This window comes from Pseudovibrio exalbescens, assembly GCF_028737195.1.
Classification (GTDB): domain Bacteria; phylum Pseudomonadota; class Alphaproteobacteria; order Rhizobiales; family Stappiaceae; genus Pseudovibrio; species Pseudovibrio zosterae.
In genome coordinates this window covers 559,655-579,646 of record NZ_JAQZAJ010000003.1, presented here as the reverse complement: position 1 = coordinate 579,646, position 19,992 = coordinate 559,655, and the positions used below count along the sequence as shown (strand labels likewise).

17 protein-coding genes are annotated in these 19,992 nt (G+C 55.4%); all 17 read right to left on the bottom strand.

Features of this window, described 5'->3' with window-relative positions:
- Window positions 1–3 precede the first annotated feature (3 nt).
- The 17 genes from PUV47_RS12055 to rplO all read right to left on the bottom strand — a co-directional run bounded on the left by PUV47_RS12055 (window position 4) and on the right by rplO (window position 19,983).
- Window positions 4–1,359, bottom strand: a complete 1,356-nt coding sequence (locus PUV47_RS12055) for a DUF2157 domain-containing protein (RefSeq protein WP_274218806.1) — start codon at window positions 1,357–1,359, stop codon at window positions 4–6.
- 134 nt (window positions 1,360–1,493) lie between these two features.
- A complete protein-coding gene (locus PUV47_RS12050; protein ID WP_274218805.1) occupies window positions 1,494–2,294 on the bottom strand; it encodes an ATP12 family chaperone protein in 801 nt (266 codons plus the stop codon).
- The gene (locus PUV47_RS12045; RefSeq protein WP_274218804.1) at window positions 2,294–2,974 is read right to left on the bottom strand and encodes an HAD-IA family hydrolase; all 681 of its coding nucleotides are present in this window, start codon (window positions 2,972–2,974) and stop codon (window positions 2,294–2,296) included. The genes PUV47_RS12050 and PUV47_RS12045 overlap by 1 nt, the downstream gene beginning before the upstream one ends.
- 47 nt (window positions 2,975–3,021) lie before the next feature.
- On the bottom strand, window positions 3,022–4,023 hold the full coding sequence (locus tag PUV47_RS12040) for an RluA family pseudouridine synthase (protein WP_274218803.1): 1,002 nt from the start codon (window positions 4,021–4,023) through the stop codon (window positions 3,022–3,024).
- Between the two features lie 197 nt (window positions 4,024–4,220).
- Window positions 4,221–4,601 carry a fluoride efflux transporter CrcB gene (gene crcB, locus PUV47_RS12035; protein ID WP_274218802.1) on the bottom strand — a complete coding sequence of 127 codons (381 nt, stop codon included), beginning with the start codon at window positions 4,599–4,601 and terminating at the stop codon, window positions 4,221–4,223.
- A gap of 100 nt (window positions 4,602–4,701) precedes the next feature.
- Window positions 4,702–7,077 carry a patatin-like protein gene (locus PUV47_RS12030; protein WP_274218801.1) on the bottom strand — a complete coding sequence of 792 codons (2,376 nt, stop codon included), beginning with the start codon at window positions 7,075–7,077 and terminating at the stop codon, window positions 4,702–4,704.
- Window positions 7,078–7,154: 77 nt separating this feature from the next.
- Window positions 7,155–8,468 carry a replication-associated recombination protein A gene (locus tag PUV47_RS12025; RefSeq protein WP_274218800.1) on the bottom strand — a complete coding sequence of 438 codons (1,314 nt, stop codon included), beginning with the start codon at window positions 8,466–8,468 and terminating at the stop codon, window positions 7,155–7,157.
- Window positions 8,469–8,528: 60 nt separating this feature from the next.
- Window positions 8,529–9,971, bottom strand: coding sequence for a DegQ family serine endoprotease (locus PUV47_RS12020; RefSeq protein WP_274218799.1), 1,443 nt, complete (start codon window positions 9,969–9,971; stop codon window positions 8,529–8,531).
- Window positions 9,972–10,126: 155 nt separating this feature from the next.
- On the bottom strand, window positions 10,127–12,289 hold the full coding sequence (locus PUV47_RS12015) for a methyl-accepting chemotaxis protein (protein ID WP_274218798.1): 2,163 nt from the start codon (window positions 12,287–12,289) through the stop codon (window positions 10,127–10,129).
- Window positions 12,290–12,467: 178 nt separating this feature from the next.
- On the bottom strand, window positions 12,468–14,612 hold the full coding sequence (locus PUV47_RS12010) for a methyl-accepting chemotaxis protein (RefSeq protein WP_274218797.1): 2,145 nt from the start codon (window positions 14,610–14,612) through the stop codon (window positions 12,468–12,470).
- A gap of 314 nt (window positions 14,613–14,926) precedes the next feature.
- A complete protein-coding gene (gene rplQ, locus PUV47_RS12005) occupies window positions 14,927–15,352 on the bottom strand; it encodes a 50S ribosomal protein L17 (RefSeq protein ID WP_274218796.1) in 426 nt (141 codons plus the stop codon).
- Between the two features lie 68 nt (window positions 15,353–15,420).
- Window positions 15,421–16,443 (bottom strand): DNA-directed RNA polymerase subunit alpha, encoded by a 1,023-nt coding sequence (locus PUV47_RS12000; RefSeq protein ID WP_274218795.1) that lies wholly within the window; start codon window positions 16,441–16,443, stop codon window positions 15,421–15,423.
- A gap of 83 nt (window positions 16,444–16,526) precedes the next feature.
- On the bottom strand, window positions 16,527–16,916 hold the full coding sequence (gene rpsK / locus PUV47_RS11995) for a 30S ribosomal protein S11 (protein WP_028481916.1): 390 nt from the start codon (window positions 16,914–16,916) through the stop codon (window positions 16,527–16,529).
- A 67-nt stretch (window positions 16,917–16,983) separates the two neighbouring features.
- Window positions 16,984–17,352, bottom strand: a complete 369-nt coding sequence (rpsM, locus tag PUV47_RS11990; RefSeq protein WP_274218794.1) for a 30S ribosomal protein S13 — start codon at window positions 17,350–17,352, stop codon at window positions 16,984–16,986.
- Between the two features lie 214 nt (window positions 17,353–17,566).
- Window positions 17,567–18,133, bottom strand: a complete 567-nt coding sequence (locus PUV47_RS11985; RefSeq protein ID WP_274218793.1) for an adenylate kinase — start codon at window positions 18,131–18,133, stop codon at window positions 17,567–17,569.
- Window positions 18,130–19,467 (bottom strand): preprotein translocase subunit SecY, encoded by a 1,338-nt coding sequence (gene secY / locus PUV47_RS11980; protein WP_274218792.1) that lies wholly within the window; start codon window positions 19,465–19,467, stop codon window positions 18,130–18,132. The genes PUV47_RS11985 and secY overlap by 4 nt, the downstream gene beginning before the upstream one ends.
- Window positions 19,468–19,512: 45 nt before the next feature.
- Complete coding sequence (gene rplO, locus PUV47_RS11975) at window positions 19,513–19,983, bottom strand: 50S ribosomal protein L15 (RefSeq protein WP_274218791.1); 471 nt, start codon at window positions 19,981–19,983, stop codon at window positions 19,513–19,515.
- Window positions 19,984–19,992 lie beyond the last annotated feature (9 nt).

The window sequence follows — 19,992 nt, the reverse complement described above, 5'->3', positions numbered from 1 at the left end:
GGCTCAAGCCCCCTTCTCAGCCAGATCGGTTGCGCGCCGCCGGCGCAGAAAGCGCGCGGTTCCGATGCCCACAACGATCAAGATCACACCGCAGATGAAGAAGAACAACGACTGCCCCAACAAGTCACCAATGGTTTCATAAAGCAGCCACAGGCTGTTGCCACACAGCGCAGCAATGCCGAGCAGAAGCCATCCAACACGATCTTGCGTTACGCCTCTGAGCACAACCAAAAGCCCGGCGGTCAATGAAAACACCGATGCAAACACGAGGGCAAACGGCAGACCAGGCGCAAGAACACTGGCCATCACTAGAGCCGTTATTGCTGTAGGCAACGCAAACACCGAAGAGCCCCGCACACACAAAACAAGACCAGCCACAAGTCCAACAAGCGCAATGAGGGCTGGCACAAACAGTTGCGGTGTCATGACTGTGAGCTCGGCATAGCTCCACATATGCTCCAGCAGCCCCTCACGTGGCATGTTCATCTCCGATACGAGGCTGTCATCAACAACCAGCATACGGAAAAACAGAACAAACAGAGCAAGGATAAGTCCTGCGCTTTGGAGGCTCATTCCAGACAGCCACAGACTCTGCTGCCACCGCACGCGGTCCTGCGCCCACCAGGTGCCAATCATGCCCACCATCAACAGACAGGCTGCGAGCAACACGGTTCCTTCAAAGGCAAAGACCATCTGCTCGCGAGGTAGTTGCGCCACCCAGCGGTAGTAAAGTGCGAAACCATAGAAGATGACAAACCAGCGCCCGACAAGATTAGGTTTCCAGAGCACGTGTCCAATCGCCAATGGCAGCGCTGCTGTTGCCAACCAGCCAATCCAAACAGCAGGCTGCTCATGAAACTGCAGTGTGAAAAGCGCGACCAGCGCGACCAAGAGCGCCATTCGGCTGCCCCCAAGGAACGCAGCAGCCAACGCACCCAGCGCGCCAAGAGCCAGCCCACCGGGCCAATCTTGCGGCAGATTGTAGATCTGACCAACCAGTGCCAACCCGCTGAAGAAGATCAATGAAGCCACCAGACAAAGGATATCGGAGAGCAGATCCCATCCTTTGCGTTTGCAGGCAAAAGCCCCACCAACGCTGACAACCAACAAGGACAGCATGCCGATCAGCTTCACCATTCTCGGGATAACTTCCCAGTTGGCAGCAATGAAGGCAGCGACAGCCAGCGCCAGCGCCAGCAATCCCACGCCTGTGATGACCATGGGCAAGAGATGGGAGCGAGAGGCGCGTTCACGCACGTCCTTCAAGATTGCGCGCGCCTGCTCGTCGTTGACCCAGCCTTCCTGCTGCCAACGGGGCAGATCGCGCTCAAGCCTCTGCTTGTAAAGTGCTTCTAACATGCCTCTCCATCAATCTTGGTGTTATTCCTTTGGAATGCTCTATGCACGTAGTTGGCTTGCATGTGCCTTACCGAGAAAACAGAAAAGCGCAGCCGAAGCCGCGCTTTTAAAGGGTAGATTACTTTTTTGCAGCCCTAGGCTTCAACCTGTACTTCTGGCTTGTTCAGAATAAGGCAAGCAGCTGAAAACTCTTCATTTTTGAAGCGACGAACACGAGCGGCCTCACTGTCCTGCCCCCAGTGTTCGATGTTCCAGTCTTCATCGATGTGAGCGAACTTCCAGATCTCGTCTTCACTGAAAGCCCCGTGGGCTGCTGCAAGCGCCAGCAACGCAGAGCCACTGATGCTGGTGATTGTGTGGATGGCAGAAAGTTCCAGCGGTGTGAACTGGTTTAGGCCCTCGCGAATATTCGCAGTAACCGTTTCATCCTGCTGCTGATGAATCAGGCCAGTGGTCAGCTTGAACTGCCCCTCAAACATCTCCTCACCCCAAGCCACAACCGGGTCCCACGCTTCGCTCTGGCGCTTCACCAATTCCTGTGGAGCTTCGGCGCGGTAGAACAGGTAGTCGTTGCCGGAATAACGTGCCACTTCATCCGCCACTTCGGAGAACCGGTCAGCCACAGCATCGATGGCAGAGTGGGCAATACGGGTCAGTGGCATGGTGATCGGGTCGATGTTTTCTTCCTGAATCTCCCATTCAGCGGCCACCGCCTCGGCAAGATACTCTTCGTCAAACATCAGCTGTTTGCGGCTTGGCGTCTTCACGGAGCGGCCATCCAGAAGAACGGCATAGCCCCCTTCAACCGCTTCTACGCGAACCTGCTCATAAAAGCGCTTTGGCAACTCGCGACGAGACAGCTGTTTGGCTCTCTCGACCGGATCTGCAGGCCCCTTGGCAATATCTTCTGCAATCTGTTCGAAGATGTCCCGCATCAAGCAATTTCCTTCTTCCAGCCCAGCACTTCATCAAGCGCCGGAAGCAACTGTGGAAATGCGTCAATCACACGGCGCGCCCCAGCCCGCTCCAGTTCACGCGGGACATGATAGCCCCAGCTAACGCCAATGGCGTGAACCCGGGCATTGCGTGCCATTTCCATGTCGAATGACGTATCCCCAATCATAACGGTGCGCTCTGGTTGCGCGCCCGTTTCACTCATGGCCTGCATCAGCATGCCAGGATGAGGTTTGGACGGTGCTTTGTCTGCCGTCTGCACGGTTATGAACTTGCCGTGAAGGTCGTGTACCTCAACCATGTGCGCCACGCCTCGGGAATGCTTGCCCGTGGCAACACCCAGAAGAACATCCTCTCGGGCACTCAAGGCATCCAACACCTCACGGGTACCCGGATAGAGCGGATCATGATCGAATCCGCCTTCTCGGCGCGCGATCTTTGAGGTTCTGTATGCGTCACACATTGTAGGGACCAGATGTGCGTTCTCCTCACCAACCAGGTGCAGGAACGCCGGTTCCAGTGACAGCCCCACGATGGACAATGCGGTATGACGATCCGGCATTGGCAAACCTACCGCTTCAAAGCCCACTTCCAAGCCATGGATGATGGTGTGCTGGCTGTCCACCAGCGTGCCGTCACAGTCAAAAACCACAAGATACATTGGCGTTGAGGTCCCTTCACAAAACCAAGAGCGGAGCGGGCCAGACCTTATTCAGGCTCGGCGATCTCCGGGTCGTATTCTTTCACATCGAACCCAAGAAGGTTCCATGTCTGCTGCATGTGCGGCGGCAAGGGCGCCGACACATCAATCATCCCCGTGCCAGAAGGATGTGGAATGACAATTCGCCGAGCAAGCAAGTGCAACTTGTTCTGAATCCCGCCCGGCAGGTCCCAGTTCATGATGTTGAAGTACTTGCTGTCGCCGATGATCGGATGGCGGATATGGGCAGTATGTGCACGCAACTGGTGCGTACGGCCGGTAACTGGCTTCAGGGTAACCCATGACAGCTTCTGACCGGATTGTTCTACCACGTTGTAAAGGCTCACCGCGTGCTGCGCCTCGTCCTCGCCGTGGCGAGCAATGCGCATCCGCTCATCTTCCTCACTGCGCGCCAGATAGGTCGAGATGCGGCCCTGACGCGGCTTGGGAATGCCAGCTACAATTGCCCAGTAGATCTTCCGGGTATTGCGGTGACGGAAAGACTTGGTCAGCTCCTGCGCTGCCTTGCGCGTCTTGGCAACCAGCAGGATGCCGGAGGTCTCGCGGTCAAGGCGGTGCACCAGCTTGGGCTTATTGCCTTTTTGATCGGTGAAAGCTTCAAGCATGCCGTCTAGATGGCGACTAAGGCCCGAGCCGCCCTGCACGGCAAGACCGGCTGGCTTGTTCAGAACCATCACATCCTTGTCTTCATAGAGCATCATCTGCTCGATGGCGGCGCGATCGTCTTCAACCAGTTTGCTTGAACGGGGCTTGGCGTTCTTGCGGTCATCTGCCTGCACTTCCACGGAAATCGGCGGTATGCGGATCATCTGCCCGGATTCAATGCGCGTGGAACTTTCGGCACGCTTGCCATCCACCCGCACCTGACCGGTGCGCAACAGCTTTTGCAAACGGCCAAACCCAAGATCTGGATAATGGGTCTTGAACCAGCGGTCGAGCCGCATGCCGTCTTCGTCTCTATCGACTTTTTTTGTTTGAATGCCACTCATGGGCTGGAATTCCGATTATATCGCCAAGCAGGCCAGTCAGCTAAACAGCGAGGCCACGCTTGCTCTGTTGGTTTGGTTGGCTTCCATGTGACAGCCCAAGCCTCCGAATGCAAGAGCTAGCTCAGAAAACCCGGTAAAAACTGCGATGCGCCTTGGTCTATGATGCATCTGGGAAACAGATCAGACGGCATGTAGCCTTAGGCCAGCACCTGCCGCGCCAGAGCCAAGCCACCAAACAATGCCGAGATCGACAGGATGACAGAGGCCAATGCATAGGCAAAAGCCAGCCATGGCTCTCCCCGTTCCCAGATCACGGCCACATCCAAAGAGAAGCTGGAGAAAGTTGTAAAGCCGCCAAGGAAGCCGGTCGCCACCAGCAAGCGGAGTTCCGTTGATGCGTTCAGCTTTTGTGCCAGAACTTCAATGAACACGCCCATCAGAAGCGAACCTAAGATATTGCAGGTAAACGTCCCCCATGGGAAACCAGCCCCCATCAGACGAAGACCAGCCAAGGTCATGAGATGTCGACAAACAGCACCCGCGCCGCCCCCGAGGGCAACAAGGACAAGGTTTTTCATGAGGCTTCCACTCTTTAGGAACGTTGGTTGGCTGTCGATTACGCGTCAAACATGGCAATGACAAGGGAAAACTTGACAATCCGTGAGGCCACGCAGACCCTTAAGGCTCTGCCGTTTCAGGAGACTGAGAGGCACCTTCCCTGTGTTTTGCCGCCCTCGCCATGCTGGCATAAATCCCTGATATCAAATCAGCATTGGCCGTTAAATGCGGCGCTTCCTCCTCCAGAATGCTTTCGAAAAGCAGCTCCAGATGCGCGTCAAGACCAGAGACACCTCCCCCATCCCGATCAACGCCGCGCAAGAGAGCAACCAACCGCTCAGCCGCATTGAGCCGCCCCCACAAGTAATCATGTTCCCGCCAACTGCGATTGAAAAACGCACCGAACGACTGCAACTGAGCGCCCTTCAGCACACTGCCATGCTCATTCAGCGCAACCGCGTCTTTTGGGCTGATACGGCTAACCGTCACCTCCCCCAGTTCGGAATGATCGGAGGTGTGCTGGATCGGCAGCGTGACAGCATCATAAAAAGCAAAGCCGATGTAAGCGCGCTTGATGGGATGGCTGGACAGGCTAGCTGCCAACTCCTCATCTGCATCACTCACAACTTCATCAATCAGCAGATCGAGATCGGCCAGCCCCATCCGCTTTTGAAGAAGCCTCAAGGCCCGGTCGAGCTTGGAAGGTTCACTGAGCAGCAAATGCAGCGCTTCGCAAGCCTCACCTGTTTCTGTGCCGTAAAATGCACGGCTCCACCGATATTGCAGATAGGTGATCAACTCATAGAGGCGCTCTTTCAAAACGCCCATGCGCTGCACACATGCCGCGTCCAGTTGCTCGCTTCCAAAGATCAAATTGAGTTTGCGAATGACAGAGCGCAGCCGCCTGACCCGATAATCAATATCCAGATGTACGATGGAGACAGCAGGCTCATCTCCACCAACCATGCCGGACGCATCCCCTTCCATAGTCAAATGACGCAGGATTGCCCGCTCGAGATGATGGGTAGCCTCTCCAACACCATCATGTCCGCCCAGACGCTTGATCAGCTTTGCCAGCCGGTGGGAGAGCAGGTTCAACCGCAGCTGTTCGTAGCCTGCATAGGAGAACCCGGCATGTTCTTTCGCCATGCGTGTTGCTTCCGCACGCGCCCAGCCAAGGGCCTCAGCGGGTGTGGTGCCTTCTCCGGGCAACTGCAGGATAACGTCCACTTCCCGGTCCACATGGGGCTTGGCGGCCGCAATAACATCCTTCAAACGGCGGATGTTGCGGTTCATCTCGTCGATCTCTTTCAGATCATCGCCTATGGGCTCATTTCGCGGAATATGGGCAAGCGCTGCCAGAATTGAACGAAAGAATCCCGGCGCTGCATAATCCTGCTCCTCAGGCTCACCCGTATCACCGGGGGTCGGGTCGACATACAGAAGACGCCTCACGACCTCGCGCGATGCAGCGCGCTCGCTGATGCTTTCAATGACAGGCTGGAACGGCTTGTTCATAACGACGCTACCATCAATAAACAGACGGGGCGCGCCATTTTCAAGCGGTCCCATGAGTTCTTGCTCGACAAACTGATCGCGGTGAGACCAGTCGGCGTTGAGGCTCTTCACCACCCTGTCCATTTCTTCCACGGAGGCTGGCGGAAATGCGCCGGGGAATGATGCTGTGGCTCTGGCGGCAAAAACATGGCTGGGCGCACAGTCAGCTACCAACTGTGACTTGATGCCATCGATTCCATCGTTGCGCGCAAGAAACTTGAGAAGCCGGCGATGCTCAATCTCATGGGTGCTGCTGTGTGCACTCAACGGCACGGTCCGTTTCACACCAAAGTAATCCGTCAAAGTGACGAACAGCTCCAATTTCTGACCCAGCGGGATAAGGGTGTCACCACGATCCTCCAGATCCATCGCATTGCATGCTTCAAGCATCCAGCGGGCAAAACGGGCACCTGAGAAGGGCGGCTCGAACCACCTACTAGACATGAACCAGTGCAACTTGCGCCGCGCCTCCGGATTGTCGGGGTCCTGCTCCAGAACCAGCCCCAATATTCGGCCGATAAAGGGTGCTAAAACGCGTTTTGCCAGCCGTGTCACGCCTCTCGGTTTCCCGCAGAGTTGGGTCACATCCGCCTTCTCCAGCCAGAAACTGCGGTGGGAATCAAGTGGGAGGTCATGAGCAATTGCTCGGGCCAGCATGATGCCGTTAATGCCACCGGCGGAAGCGCCGGAAATGGCATCGATCACCACTCTTAGGTCCAGATCAGGGTGAAGGGTTCTCAAGATATGATAGTAGGAGGCCGTCGAGCCCCTTAGCTCCGCCCCCGCGCCATCCAACGGCACGCCCTTTGCCCGCGCCTCTTCAAGCGCCTTGGAAGCACGTTGCAAGTTGAGAAGTTCGCGCGTAACGCCATGCATGTAAACGGCAAGTGAAACGCCGCCATACAGCACCAAAGCCAATCTGAGTTCTATCTGACGCATGGGCCGCTCACCTATTGCATGTGCCCAGTTTGCTCAGGAAAGGAGGCACTGGCAAGTGACGGGTATTCACAGACCGGTCAAGAAGAGCCGTTTCGCTCCCGCCGCAACCTCTCCCAGTATGCCAGCCGTTTGCGCAAGTCCCGCTCAAATCCGCGCTCGGGTGGGTCGTAAAACGTCTGACGCCCCATCTTTTCGGGAAAGTAATCCTGCCCGGAAAAGCCATCGGGCGCATCATGGTCGTACTGATAGCCCTCGTTGTAGCCCATGTCCTTCATCAGCTTTGTTGGCGCATTGAGAATATGCTTTGGCGGCACAAGCGAGCCATTCTCCTGCGCGGCCCTTCGAGAGGACTTGTAGGCTACATACACACCGTTCGATTTCGGCGCCGTTGCCAGATAGACGCAGGCCTGCGCCAAGGCCAGCTCTCCCTCCGGCGAACCCAACATGTGAAAGGCGTCCTTGGCGGCATTGGCTTGCACCAACGCGTTCGGGTCCGCCAAGCCGATGTCTTCCACCGCCATTCGGATCAACCGCCGGGCGATGAACATGGGGTCCTCGCCGCCGTCCAGCATGCGCCCCATCCAATACAGCGCCGCGTCAGGATCCGACCCGCGCACTGATTTGTGCAAAGCGGATATCAGATTGTAATGACCGTCCTTGGTCTTGTCGTAGATGGGAGCCCGGCGCTGAACAATATCTGTCAGGCGTTCGGTGTCGAAAATCTCGCCATCGCCAGCTGTGCGCCACACGTCTTCAGCAAGCGTAAGGGCCGAGCGGCCGTCACCATCTGCCATGCGGATGAGGGAAAGCCGGGCTTCCTGGTCAAGCGGCAGCGGCTTTTCCATTTCTTCCTCAGCGCGGGCCAAAAGCCCATCCAATGCCTCTTCATCAAGGCTCTGGAAGACCAGCACATGAGCACGCGACAACAAGGCCGCATTCAGCTCAAAGCTCGGGTTTTCCGTTGTGGCTCCAACTAGAGTGATGGTGCCGTCTTCCATCACCGGCAGGAAACTGTCGAGCTGCGCCCGGTTGAAGCGATGAATCTCATCAACGAACAACAGCGTACCGCGCCCTGTCAAACGCCGCGCACGCGCCGCTTCAAAACACTTCTTAAGATCAGAAACACCGGAAAAAATCGCAGAAATCTGCTCGAAATCCAGATCCGTTTCATTGGCCAGCAGCCGGGCAATGGTGGTTTTCCCTGTTCCGGGAGGCCCCCAGAAAATGAGGGAGCCCAACGACCCGGAGCGCAACATGCGGCTGAGGATGCCATTCTCACCAATCAGATGCTCCTGGCCAACGACCTCGCTGATTTTCGACGGGCGCAAGCGATCGGCAAGCGGTCTGTTGCCGCTTTTGTCCAAGCCTGCGGAAGAAAAAAGATCACTCATGGAAGAACTTCTAGCAGAAAAACGGAATTGGCCGGACTGAAAAGCCCGGCCATCCATACCTTAACCTCGAACTGACAGGCGGCGCAATCGACCATCCCGTCGGATCTCCAGCAGCCATCCCCGTGGCCGCTGGCGCGCAGCCCGTTCCAGTACCCGCGTGTTATCAATCTCAACGCCGTTGATCGCGACGATGATATCCCCGCGGCGCAGGCCGATATACTGAGCATTTGAGCCATTTTCGATATCGGCTATTACCACCCCATAGTACTCATCCGGCACGCGAAGTTCCTCTGCGACCGCTGGCGACAGGTTCATGACCGTCGCCCCGGAAAACGGGGAGCGTCCACCGATGTCTCGGGTATCGCGCGGGATGCTCTCAGGGGCGGCTTCCAGCGCCACGTCAAGGGCAACCTCATCGCTGCCGCGCAAAATGCGGAAGGTTGCCTCCGACCCGATCTGGCGCGTTGCAAGACGATAGCCAAAGGAATCTGGATCATTGATCTCGTTTTCACCAACAGAAACAATAAGATCACCCACTTCAAGGCCCGCCCGCTCTGCAGGGCTGTCGGGGAAGATGCGCGTCACCAACACACCGCGTGGGCGGTCAAGACCAAGACCGAGCGCAATGTCTGATGAAACCGGCTGAAGACTCGCCCCAATCCATGGGCGCCGGACATAGTCGCCATCCCCCGCAGCTGCTGCGACCACTTTCACCATGTTGGCCGGGATGGCAAACCCGATGCCATTGGACCCACCAGAGCGGGAAAAAATAGCGGTGTTGATGCCGACCAGATTGCCGCGCACATCTATGAGTGCGCCGCCTGAGTTACCTGGGTTGATGGCTGCGTCGGTTTGAATGAAAAACTGATAATCTGAAACGCCAACCTGCGTTCGCGCAACCGCAGAGACGATGCCCTGGGTCACGGTCTGGCCTACACCAAACGGGTTCCCGATGGCCAGCACCAGATCCCCCACCTCAAGCTGATCGGAATCCGCAAACGGGATGTAGGGAAAGTTATCCCCCTCTCCCTTGATCTTCAGGACGGCAAGATCAGTCCGCTCATCCTTGAGCACGATCTCAGCATCAAATTCGCGCCGATCGGAAAGCGCTACGCGGACTTCATCAGCGTCCTGAATGACGTGATGGTTGGTGATGATGATACCCTGATCGGAGATGATGACACCCGAGCCCAGAGAGTTCTGGACGCGCTTGCGGGTGCGCGGCTCACCAAAGCCACCGCGATCACCAAAAAAGCGGCGGAAGAACGGATCGTCAAAGAACGGGGAAATTCGCTGGCGTTGCTCAACTGTGCGAGTGGCATACACATTGACCACCGCTGGCGCGACCTTCTTCACCAGCGGTGCAAAGGAAAGCTGAACTTCCGCGTTGTTTGAAGGAACAACCTGTTCCGCGTGTGCGCTCGCGGAAACACCAAAGGCTGCAGACAGCAAGACACCCACCGCTACGGCAGCACTTGTGACCGAAGCACGAAAATCAATCATGATGAAAACCCCAAATTTGGCTGATCCTTCTTGGATCAAACAGAGGAAGCCTTCCACACATAGGGGCACAATATGGAAATGAAAAGGCTGATCTCCGGTTGTGGAAACCCACTCCAGAAACCAGCCTTAAATTTGGACGGGCAGGATCTTGGGGCCTATCCGGCCTTCACCTCCTCAAGATAACCAGAGACCAACTCTGACACGCGATTGGCCCGCTGATGCAACTGAAGCACGGCCTGCTGAACTTCATCAGCACCCTGCCCCGTCGTCCCGGCCATTTCGCTCACCTTGTTGATCGCCTGCGCCACCTCGGAGGACCCACCTGTGACCTGCTGAATGTTCAGCGAGATTTCGCCCGTTGTCTTGGCCTGCTCTTCGATGGCATTGGTCACGGTTCCCGCGACCTCATTCATCTGGGCGATCACCTGAATGACCTCGCGGATTGCCCCAACAGCATTCTCGGTTTCCGACTGTACGGCCTGGATCTGACCGCTGATTTCATGGGTGGCCCGTCCGGTTTGGTTGGCCAGCTCCTTCACCTCAGCGGCAACGACAGCAAACCCTTTGCCAGCCTCGCCTGCACGGGCGGCCTCAATGGTGGCGTTAAGCGCCAACAGATTGGTTTGCTCGGCGATATCGCTGATAAGAGAGACAACCTCGTTGATGCGGGCTGCCGCGTTCTGCAAGCCTGTTACCGTCTCCTGCGCATGACGCGCCCGTTGCGCCGCCTCATTAGAAATTTCATTGGACTTGGCAAGATCCCGGTCGATTTCGCCAACAGTGACGGTCAGTTCTTCGGTGGCTCCTGCTACGGCCTGAAGGCCATGCAGAGACTGATCCGAGGCAGCAGCGGCTGTCTGAGCTTCCGAGGCTGTAATCTCGGAGACCTGCGCCATCTGCTGAGCTGATCCCTCCAACTGGCGCAAGGCCTCATTCACATCCCCAATCACCTCGGTCACATTCTGATCAAAGGCGAGGTTGAGCTGCACAAGGCGTTCCGCCACCTGTGCCTGACGGAGCTGTTCCGCTTCACGCTCAAGTGTCAGCTCCTTTTCGCGGCGCAAGCCATCACGAAACGCCGCCACGTTGCCCGCAATCTCTCCGATTTCGTCACCACGCTCGGTGCCGGGAACATCGGTCTCCAAATCGCCTTCACGAATTTTGCTGATGGCGGTTGAAAGACGAGAAAGCGGACGAGTTATGTAGGCAGCGATCCCAAAACCTGCGGCAAGCACCACAACCTGAATGATCAACGCCGACGTCACGATCGAAGTGAAAACACTCCAGGAGGCCGCGTTGGCTTCATCCAGACTGATTTCAGTCACCACCGCGCCCGGTGTACCGTAAATATCAATGGCCTCGACACGATATTGCTTTCCGCCCGCCTCATGGCGCGCACTCTCAGCCAGCGAAGCCACAACGTCCGTGGCGAGGCCTCCGTACGTGCTCAGCAGCGGTGCGGATTGATCCAGCACCGGTGTCGAAAGCAGACGGCCTGTCCCATCCAGAAGGTAACTCTGAGCCGTTTCGCCAATGAGCAAGGGCTTGCTTAAAATTTCATCCCAGAAACTCTTGTTGAGCCGCACCATGACAACGCCGCTCAGCTCCAAGCCGCCAAACCCCTCGATATAGACCGGCGTTGCAACAAAGCGACTCGCCTCCCCACCAGCAGGAGCGTAAGGCGCGACATCAGACACAACCACCTCACCGGCCGGTGCCTCCAGGGCGGCTTGGTAGGTTTCATCCACCGTAGTTGCCTTGGTGGCCTCGTCGCTTGCGTTGGAGAGGAAGTCACCCGACTTGGTCACGGTGTAAAGCGCCAAACCGTTCATATCGAAGAACAGAATATCGGCGTAGTTGCCGTTCTGCCAACGCTTCAGAAAGTCCTGATGAATGCCCTCGTGCTTGGAGCCATAAAGACTGTCAGAGCCTTTAAGAACCGCTGCACGCTCATCGGCGCTCTCTGCCAAACCTTGGTAAGTTGCTTGAATATCAGCGAGATTTCCCGATAGCTCCGCCGCCAACGGCAGCTCTGCGATCAACTGGCCCATATTCGCGCTTGATGCCATTGCGACAAGATCGCTCTTGCTGTCATCGATGGCCCGCTGAAGCTGTTCTGCGCTATTGCGCGATGTGAGGGTCATCTGCACTTCGGCGCCCGCCTGAATGCCTTGCTGTGCCTCCTTTTGGGCAAAGTACCCAACACCTGCACTCGCAAGCAAGGCCAAGCCGATCACGCTGACCGGAACCAATACCTTAAGTGATAAGAGCCTTGATTGTTTGCCCGTTTCTGGCTGTTCTTTGTGTGTTGGCCGCACAATCCCCTCCGTAATTTTTCGGGGGCAGTGTACCCATGGAAAAGCTAAACAGAGTGTAAATGTCGGCCTACCACCTTTGGTGAAAGGAAAGGCACAAATGCACGCTTGATATGCAAAACCCGCGCTGGTGGGCGCGGGTTTCAACTAGATCAAACTCAAAGCAATCACTGAGGCTTGGTCAGGCCACACGGATGTCGTTGAGATAGTCCTCCACAAGACCGCGCAGTGCCTCGGATTGCTCAGTAAGGTTATTGGAGGCAGATAGCACATTCTCAGCTTCCGTACCTGTGTCCCCTGCAATTGAGCTTACCTTGGTGATGGACTGCGTTACTTCCATGGAGCCAGCCGTGACCTGCTGAATGTTGCTTGAGATATCGGTGGCTGTTGCCGCCTGCTCCTCAATCGCACCGGCAATGGCCGTTGAAACCTCGTTGATGGTGCCAATGACCTGAGAGATTTCCTTGATCGCCATCACGGCCTTTTCAGTTTCAGCCTGTACCGCCTGAATCTGCACACCGATCTCGCCAGTTGCTTGCCCCGTCTGGTTCGCCAGGCCCTTGACCTCAGCAGCCACAACGGCAAAGCCCTTACCGGCTTCTCCTGCCCGCGCTGCTTCAATGGTGGCATTCAGCGCCAGAAGGTTGGTCTGATCTGCAATGTCATTGATGATCGAAACAACCTCACCGATGCGCTGCGCCGCCTCCAGAAGGCCGTTTACAGAGCCTTCCGCATCAACCGCCATTTGCTTTGCTTCGGCAGATACATCTGCTGACCGGCGAACTTCGCGGTCAATTTCGCCGACAGTTGCAGACAACTCTTCGGCAGCTCCAGCAACGGCCTGGAGATTGACCAAGGACTGCTCGGAAGCAGAGGATACGGTCTGGGCTTCCGCATTGGTACGCTCAGACATGCTCGCCATTGTGCGCGCCGTGGTCTGCAAGGTGCTGCCGGCAGAACTGACAGAGCCGAGAATCTCTCGTACGCTCTGATCAAACTTCCGCGTCAGCTCTTCCATGTACTGACCACGCTCAATCCGCTCGGCTTGAGAGCGCTTCTGCTCTTCATCCAGTTCGCGCGCCCGCTTCAGCCCATTACGGAAGTTCTGCACTGCGCGACCAATGTCACCGATCTCATCCTTGCGGCCTGCTTCCTGAACCTCGATGTCCAACTCCCCTTCCTCGATCTTGCGCAGGGTGCGACCAAGACGAGAGAGCGGCGCGGAGATCTGACGTGCAAACAGGTAGCCAATCACACCAATGATCAAGAGAACCACGATGGAACTGATGACAATTGATTGAGCAAGCGCGTACACACCAGCCAGGGACTCAGCCACGGATGCTTCTGCGATCACGGCAGCCTTGAAGCCAGCTAACGATAGTGGCGCCGCAACAATGAACTTGCCCTGAGCTACCGTTAAGCCTTGGTCAGTTGCGCTGCTTGAAGCGTCAAAACCAGAAAGCGCCGCCAAAGCTTCTTCCGGCATAGACTGCCTTAGAGCCGTCGGCTCACTTGCCAGGGGCATATTGGAATAGATCTCACCACTGTCGGAGACCAGATAGGTCTGCCCAGTCTCACCCAAGCCGGTACGGTCTGCCAGAATGGCGTCAAAGAAACCGCTGTCGAGACGGACAACGATGACCCCTTCCCGGCTCGTGCCTGCCATTCCTTCAATAAAGACAGGGGTGGCAATGAAGAGTGATGGCGTGTCATTCGCCAAGCCATACTGCTGGTAATCGCTTAAGATCACCGTACCATCCTCGGCTTGTGCAGCCTCGGTGTAAGCACGCCCCAAACCACTTTCCAAAATGGCAGCGTCATCGGCTGTACGGAACAACTCTGCAGATTTTGTTACCGAGTAGAGGATGTGACCGTCATTGTTAAAGACGAGGATGTCGGCATAGCCGCCATTCTTGAAGCTTGTTACAAAATCGCCGTGAACGCCTGCATGCCGCCAGGAATACATGGTCGAATTGCCGTTCCCGGTAATCTCCACGCGTTGCTCGAGACTAGACCCATCCGGACGATAGAAAGACAGAACACTGTCGCGGTCTTCGCCGATATTGCGATAGGCGGTTTGAAGATCCTTCATCACCGTTTCCATCGCATTGGTCTTTGCCATGCGAAGGATGTCGGCTTCAATCTGCCCCATTCGCAACTCAAGCAAGTTGCGGCGAGACTCAGCCAGAAGCTCAAGCTCACCCTGTTTGGCCTCAGTCAAAGAAGCCTGTCCGTTGTGATAAGCCAAATAGCCAATCACAAGACTAGAGACAATTGCCAAACCCACCATGATGATAGGCAACCGAACGCCTATCCGATGAAACATATTTTGGTCTGCGGCCGAAACCCCAGCACCTAAATCCGTCGCGCTCTCCCGCATTGCAAAATGCCCCACTATTTTTGAAGTATGAAAAAACTAGGGATTGAGGCTTAACCGAAGCTTAAACCCAATGCTAAATCGTCTAACCAATATTGCGGGAATGCGGCTCTACGCCTTGAAATTACACAGGTATTCAACTTTTACGTGCAAATACGCACTAATCCGAATAAGGCCTTGAACTGACTTCGGACATCAAAAGCACCAAACAAAAAAGGCGCCTCCACTGGAGACGCCTTTTTTAAATTTATATCGGCAAAGCCTTATGCTGCGTTTTCAGCAGCTTCTTCTGCTTCAACGCGAGCACGGTCTTCAGCGCCGCGTGCTTCAACATCGCGATCGACCAATTCGATCACAGCCATTGGAGCACTGTCACCATGACGGAAGCCTGCCTTCAGTACGCGGGTGTAACCACCTTCACGTTCCTTGTAGCGCTCTGCCAGAGTGTCGAACAGCTTGCGAACCATTGCAACGTCGCGGATCTGAGAGATCGCCTGACGACGTGCGTGGAGGTCGCCACGCTTTCCGAGAGTGATGAGTTTATCTGCAATTGGACGCAGCTCTTTTGCCTTCGGAAGCGTCGTTACAATCTGCTCATGCTTGATGAGCGATGCAGCCATGTTAGCAAACATTGCCTTACGGTGGCTTGACGTCCGATTGAGCTTGCGGCCGGATTTTCCGTGGCGCATGGCCCTCTCCTTCAATTAACTACGCAGCGGTCGCATCGGACCACTTGGGGCCGAGGGCCCCGTTTAGCTTAATACTGGTGGTCTTCGTAGCGCTTAGCCAGCTCGTCGATATTTTCAGGTGGCCAGTTTGCCACTTCCATACCGAGATGCAGACCCATCTGCGCCAGAACTTCTTTGATCTCATTCAGAGACTTACGACCGAAGTTCGGTGTGCGAAGCATTTCTGCTTCAGTCTTCTGGATCAGATCACCAATATAGACGATGTTGTCGTTCTTCAGGCAGTTTGCAGAACGTACAGACAGTTCCAGTTCATCAACCTTCTTGAGCAGTGCTGGGTTGAACGCCAGTTCTGCAACGGTCTCTTCCTGAACTTCACGAGTTGGCTCTTCGAAGTTCACGAAGATGGAAAGCTGATCCTGAAGGATACGGGCCGCATAAGCGATCGCATCTTCCGGGACAACGGACCCATCGGTTTCAACGTTCAGGGTGAGCTTGTCATAGTCGAGAACCTGACCTTCACGGGTGTTCTCTACCTTGTAGCTTACCTTCTTAACTGGTGAATACAGGCTGTCCACCGGGATCAGGCCGATTGGCGCATCTTCCGGACGGTTTGCAGCTGCAGGAACATAACCCTTACCAGTGTTTGCAGTGAACTCGATGCGAACTTCGGCGCCCTCATCAAGGTTACACAGCAGCAGGTCAGGGTTCAGAACTTCAACGTCACCAACAGTCTCAATGTCGCCTGCATAAACAGCACCTGGACCCTGCTTGCGCAGAACCATGCGCTTTGGACCTTCATTGTCCATACGCAGAGCGATTTCCTTGATGTTCAGGATGATGTCGGTGACATCTTCACGAACGCCAGGGATGGAAGAGAACTCATGCAGAACGCCATCGATCTGGATCGCAGTCACTGCAGAACCCTGAAGGGAGCTGAGCAGGATGCGGCGCAGAGCGTTACCAAGGGTCAGACCATAGCCACGCTCAAGAGGTTCTGCAACCACAGAAGCCTTGAAACGCGGGTCGTCGCCAGGGCGTACGTCCAGCTTGGTTGGTTTAATCAGTTCTTGCCAGTTTTTCTGAATTGTCACGTTCTAATCCCCTCGGCTATCTCGTTGGAGCATAAAAGCCCAACTATCCGTTGCCATGGGTTGAAAACATGCCTGACGAAAAGTCAGACGCGGCGACGCTTGCGCGGACGGCAACCGTTGTGAGGGATCGGCGTTACGTCGCGAATGGACGTAATGACGAAACCACCGGCCTGCAACGCACGCAGAGCAGATTCACGACCTGAACCAGGACCACGAACTTCGACCTCAAGGGTACGCATGCCGTGTTCGGCTGCCTTGCGACCAGCGTCTTCGGCTGCGACCTGAGCGGCATAAGGGGTAGACTTACGAGAACCCTTAAAGCCGAGCGCGCCAGCAGACGACCAAGAGATCGCATTGCCCTGAGCATCGGTAATGGTGATCATGGTATTGTTGAACGTAGAGTTCACATGCGCGATACCGGAAGTGATGTTCTTCCGCTCGCGACGACGCACACGCGTCGAATCCTTAGCCATTCTTATTTCCTTTGATATCTACACCGCCGTAACAACCGGCGGCTCCACCTGACGAGCGCCGGTGAAATTACTTCTTCTTACCAGCGATCGCCTTCGCAGGACCCTTACGGGTGCGTGCGTTCGTGTGGGTGCGCTGACCGCGAACCGGCAGGCCACGACGGTGGCGCAGGCCACGGTAGCAACCAAGGTCCATCAGACGCTTGATGTTCATCGCTGTTTCACGACGCAGATCACCTTCTACGAGGTAGTCAGCATCGATCGTTTCACGGATCTTCAGGACGTCAGCGTCCGAAAGTTCATTGACGCGAGATGTTGCAGCGATACCGACCTTGTCGAGAATCTCCTGCGCGAACTTCGGGCCAATACCGTGAATGTACTGCAGCGCAATCAGGGTGCGCTTGTTCGTCGGAATGTTGACGCCAGCAATACGGGCCACGTTACTTCTCCTTTACGAGGAAACGACCATCGTCCCCTCTCCTAATTTCTGTCCAGCCACTCGCGAACGATATGACTGTAGACAGCAAAAAGTTACCCCGGTTTCCCAAGGAAAACCGGCGCAAATCGAAAATTCATCGATGTGCGCCGGTCTTTACTGTATTCCAAGTGCCAACGCAAGCGCTGACATGAAATTCCGCAGATATTAATCCGCGTTAAGAAAGAGCTGCATCAATCTGAGATGCGACCTCTTCGACGGAACGCATTCCGTCAACCTTCTTGAGCATGCCGCGCTGCTCGTAGTAGTCCACGAGCGGAGCGGTTTGTTCATTGTAAACGGCGAGACGCTTCTTCAGCGCCTCAGCGTTGTCATCGGAACGAACCTCGGCACTCTCACGAGCACGCTTTTCGATACGTTCCAGAAGGATCTTTTCATCGACGACCAGTTGAACAACGCCTTCAAGCTTGATGGCCTTGTCAGAAAGGATGTCTGCCAATGCGTCTGCCTGGGCAATGGTGCGCGGGAAACCATCAAGGATAAACCCATTCGCACAATCAGGTTCTTCGATGCGCTCGGAAATGATCTTGGAGATCAAATCGTCAGACACAAGGTCACCGCGATCAAGAACGTCTTTGACCTGAAGGCCAACTTCCGTCCCTGCAGCGACGGCCGCGCGAAGCATGTCACCGGTAGAAAGCTGGACAATGCCGTGCTTTTCGACCAGTCGAGCCGCCTGCGTGCCCTTGCCCGCACCTGGAGGGCCTAACAGAATAAGCCTCATTTACGTTTCCCCCTCAGCTTTGTTTTCTTCACGAGCCCTTCGTACTGATGCGCCAGCAGATGCCCCTGAACCTGTGAAACAGTGTCCATTGTTACGCTAACGACAATCAAGAGGGAAGTACCACCAAAATAGAATGGAACGCCCGTAGCAGAGATAAGGAACTCTGGAAGCAAACAAACGAGTGTGATGTAAATTGCGCCTACCACAGTGATGCGTGTCAGAACGTGGTCAATGTATTCTGCGGTACGCTCCCCCGGACGGATGCCCGGAATGAAGCCGCCATGCTTCTTCAGGTTGTCTGCTGTATCGGACGGATTGAAGACAATCGCCGTATAGAAGAAACAGAAGAAGATGATAAGCGCCGCATAAAGCACCATGTAAGCTGGCTGACCATGACCCAGAAGAGCCGTAATGGTCGTCAGCCACTCGTTACCACCGGAAGCATCAGCTCCTTGGAAGCTGGAAAGCGTCGCTGGAACGAGAAGAAGAGATGACGCAAAAATTGGAGGAATCACACCGGCGGTATTCAGCTTCAGCGGAAGGAATGAGGTATTGCCTTCATAAAGCTTGTTGCCATGCTGCCTTCTTGGATACTGGATCAGGAGGCGCCGTTGGGCACGTTCCATGAACACGATGATCGCAATTACAACGATGGACAGAATGATAACTGCCAGAATGATTGGAGTTGCAAGCGCGCCCTGACGACCGAGTTCCAAAGTGGAAGCAATCGCAGACGGCAGACCCGCAACAATACCCGCAAAGATGATCAGCGAAATACCGTTACCAACGCCACGTGAGGTGATCTGTTCACCCAGCCACATCAGGAACATGGTACCGCCAACAAGCGTAATCACAGCGGAGATGCGGAAGAACATACCCGGGTCCTGAACCACATTGGCCGCCTCAAGACCAACGGAGATACCGTAGGCCTGGAAGGTTGCCAGGATCACCGTACCGTATCGGGTATACTGGTTCATCTTTTTCCGGCCGCTCTCCCCTTCCTTCTTCATTTGCTCCAAAGAAGGAACAACGGAAGTCATCAGCTGAATGATAATGGAAGCAGAGATGTACGGCATGATGCCAAGAGCGAAGATCGCCATACGTTCCACGGCGCCGCCGGAGAACATATTGAACAGGCCGATGATGCCAGTCTGTGCCTGACCAAAAACCTGTGCAAGCGCTTCTGGATCAATACCGGGAAGCGGTATGTAAGTACCGAACCGATACACCAAAAGCGCACCCAGTGTGAACCAAATGCGCTTCTTGAGTTCCTCGGCCTTGGCAAAGGCAGAAAAGTTTAGATTTGAAGCAAGTTGCTCGGCAGCAGATGCCATTCCGCGCTCCGGTCAGTTTGGATACACCAAAAAAAAGAGCAAGGCCTATTCGGCCTTAGCTCCCTTGATTACGACCTTGCCGCCTGCCTTCTCAACTGCTTCAACAGCAGTCTTGGAAGCGCCAGCAATTTCGAAAGTCACAGCAGTTTTGAGTTCGCCGTCTGCGAGGAGACGGACACCGTCCCGTACGCGCTTGACAACGCCTGCTGCTTTAAGTGTTTCAACTGTGACCGGTGCGGAAGCATCAAGCTTGCCCGCTTCGATTGCAGTCTGAACACGGCCCAAGGACACTACGTTGAAGTCCTTGGCAAAGATATTGGTGAAGCCGCGCTTTGGAAGACGGCGATGCAATGGCATCTGACCACCTTCGAAGCCCTTAATGGCTACACCTGAACGGGACTTCTGACCTTTAACACCACGGCCGCCGGTCTTGCCCTTGCCGGAACCGATACCGCGTCCTACGCGGGTACGGTCCTTAACAGCACCCGGATTGTCCCGGAGTTCGTTAAGTTTCATCTGTTTTTC

What these genes read in the sequence shown, in the direction of transcription:
- rplQ (WP_274218796.1), bottom strand. Translation starts at nt 15,352, where the DNA reads ATGCGCCACGGAAAATCCGGCCGCAAGCTCAATCGGACGTCAAGCCAC.
- rpsK (WP_028481916.1), bottom strand. Translation starts at nt 16,916, where the DNA reads ATGGCTAAGGATTCGACGCGTGTGCGTCGTCGCGAGCGGAAGAACATC.
- PUV47_RS12030 (WP_274218801.1), bottom strand. Translation starts at nt 7,077, where the DNA reads ATGCGTCAGATAGAACTCAGATTGGCTTTGGTGCTGTATGGCGGCGTT.
- PUV47_RS12040 (WP_274218803.1), bottom strand. Translation starts at nt 4,023, where the DNA reads ATGAGTGGCATTCAAACAAAAAAAGTCGATAGAGACGAAGACGGCATG.
- PUV47_RS12045 (WP_274218804.1), bottom strand. Translation starts at nt 2,974, where the DNA reads ATGTATCTTGTGGTTTTTGACTGTGACGGCACGCTGGTGGACAGCCAG.
- secY (WP_274218792.1), bottom strand. Translation starts at nt 19,467, where the DNA reads ATGGCATCTGCTGCCGAGCAACTTGCTTCAAATCTAAACTTTTCTGCC.
- rplO (WP_274218791.1), bottom strand. Translation starts at nt 19,983, where the DNA reads ATGAAACTTAACGAACTCCGGGACAATCCGGGTGCTGTTAAGGACCGT.
- PUV47_RS12055 (WP_274218806.1), bottom strand. Translation starts at nt 1,359, where the DNA reads ATGTTAGAAGCACTTTACAAGCAGAGGCTTGAGCGCGATCTGCCCCGT.
- PUV47_RS12050 (WP_274218805.1), bottom strand. Translation starts at nt 2,294, where the DNA reads ATGCGGGACATCTTCGAACAGATTGCAGAAGATATTGCCAAGGGGCCT.
- PUV47_RS12025 (WP_274218800.1), bottom strand. Translation starts at nt 8,468, where the DNA reads ATGAGTGATCTTTTTTCTTCCGCAGGCTTGGACAAAAGCGGCAACAGA.
- PUV47_RS12010 (WP_274218797.1), bottom strand. Translation starts at nt 14,612, where the DNA reads ATGTTTCATCGGATAGGCGTTCGGTTGCCTATCATCATGGTGGGTTTG.
- PUV47_RS12020 (WP_274218799.1), bottom strand. Translation starts at nt 9,971, where the DNA reads ATGATTGATTTTCGTGCTTCGGTCACAAGTGCTGCCGTAGCGGTGGGT.
- PUV47_RS11985 (WP_274218793.1), bottom strand. Translation starts at nt 18,133, where the DNA reads ATGAGGCTTATTCTGTTAGGCCCTCCAGGTGCGGGCAAGGGCACGCAG.
- crcB (WP_274218802.1), bottom strand. Translation starts at nt 4,601, where the DNA reads ATGAAAAACCTTGTCCTTGTTGCCCTCGGGGGCGGCGCGGGTGCTGTT.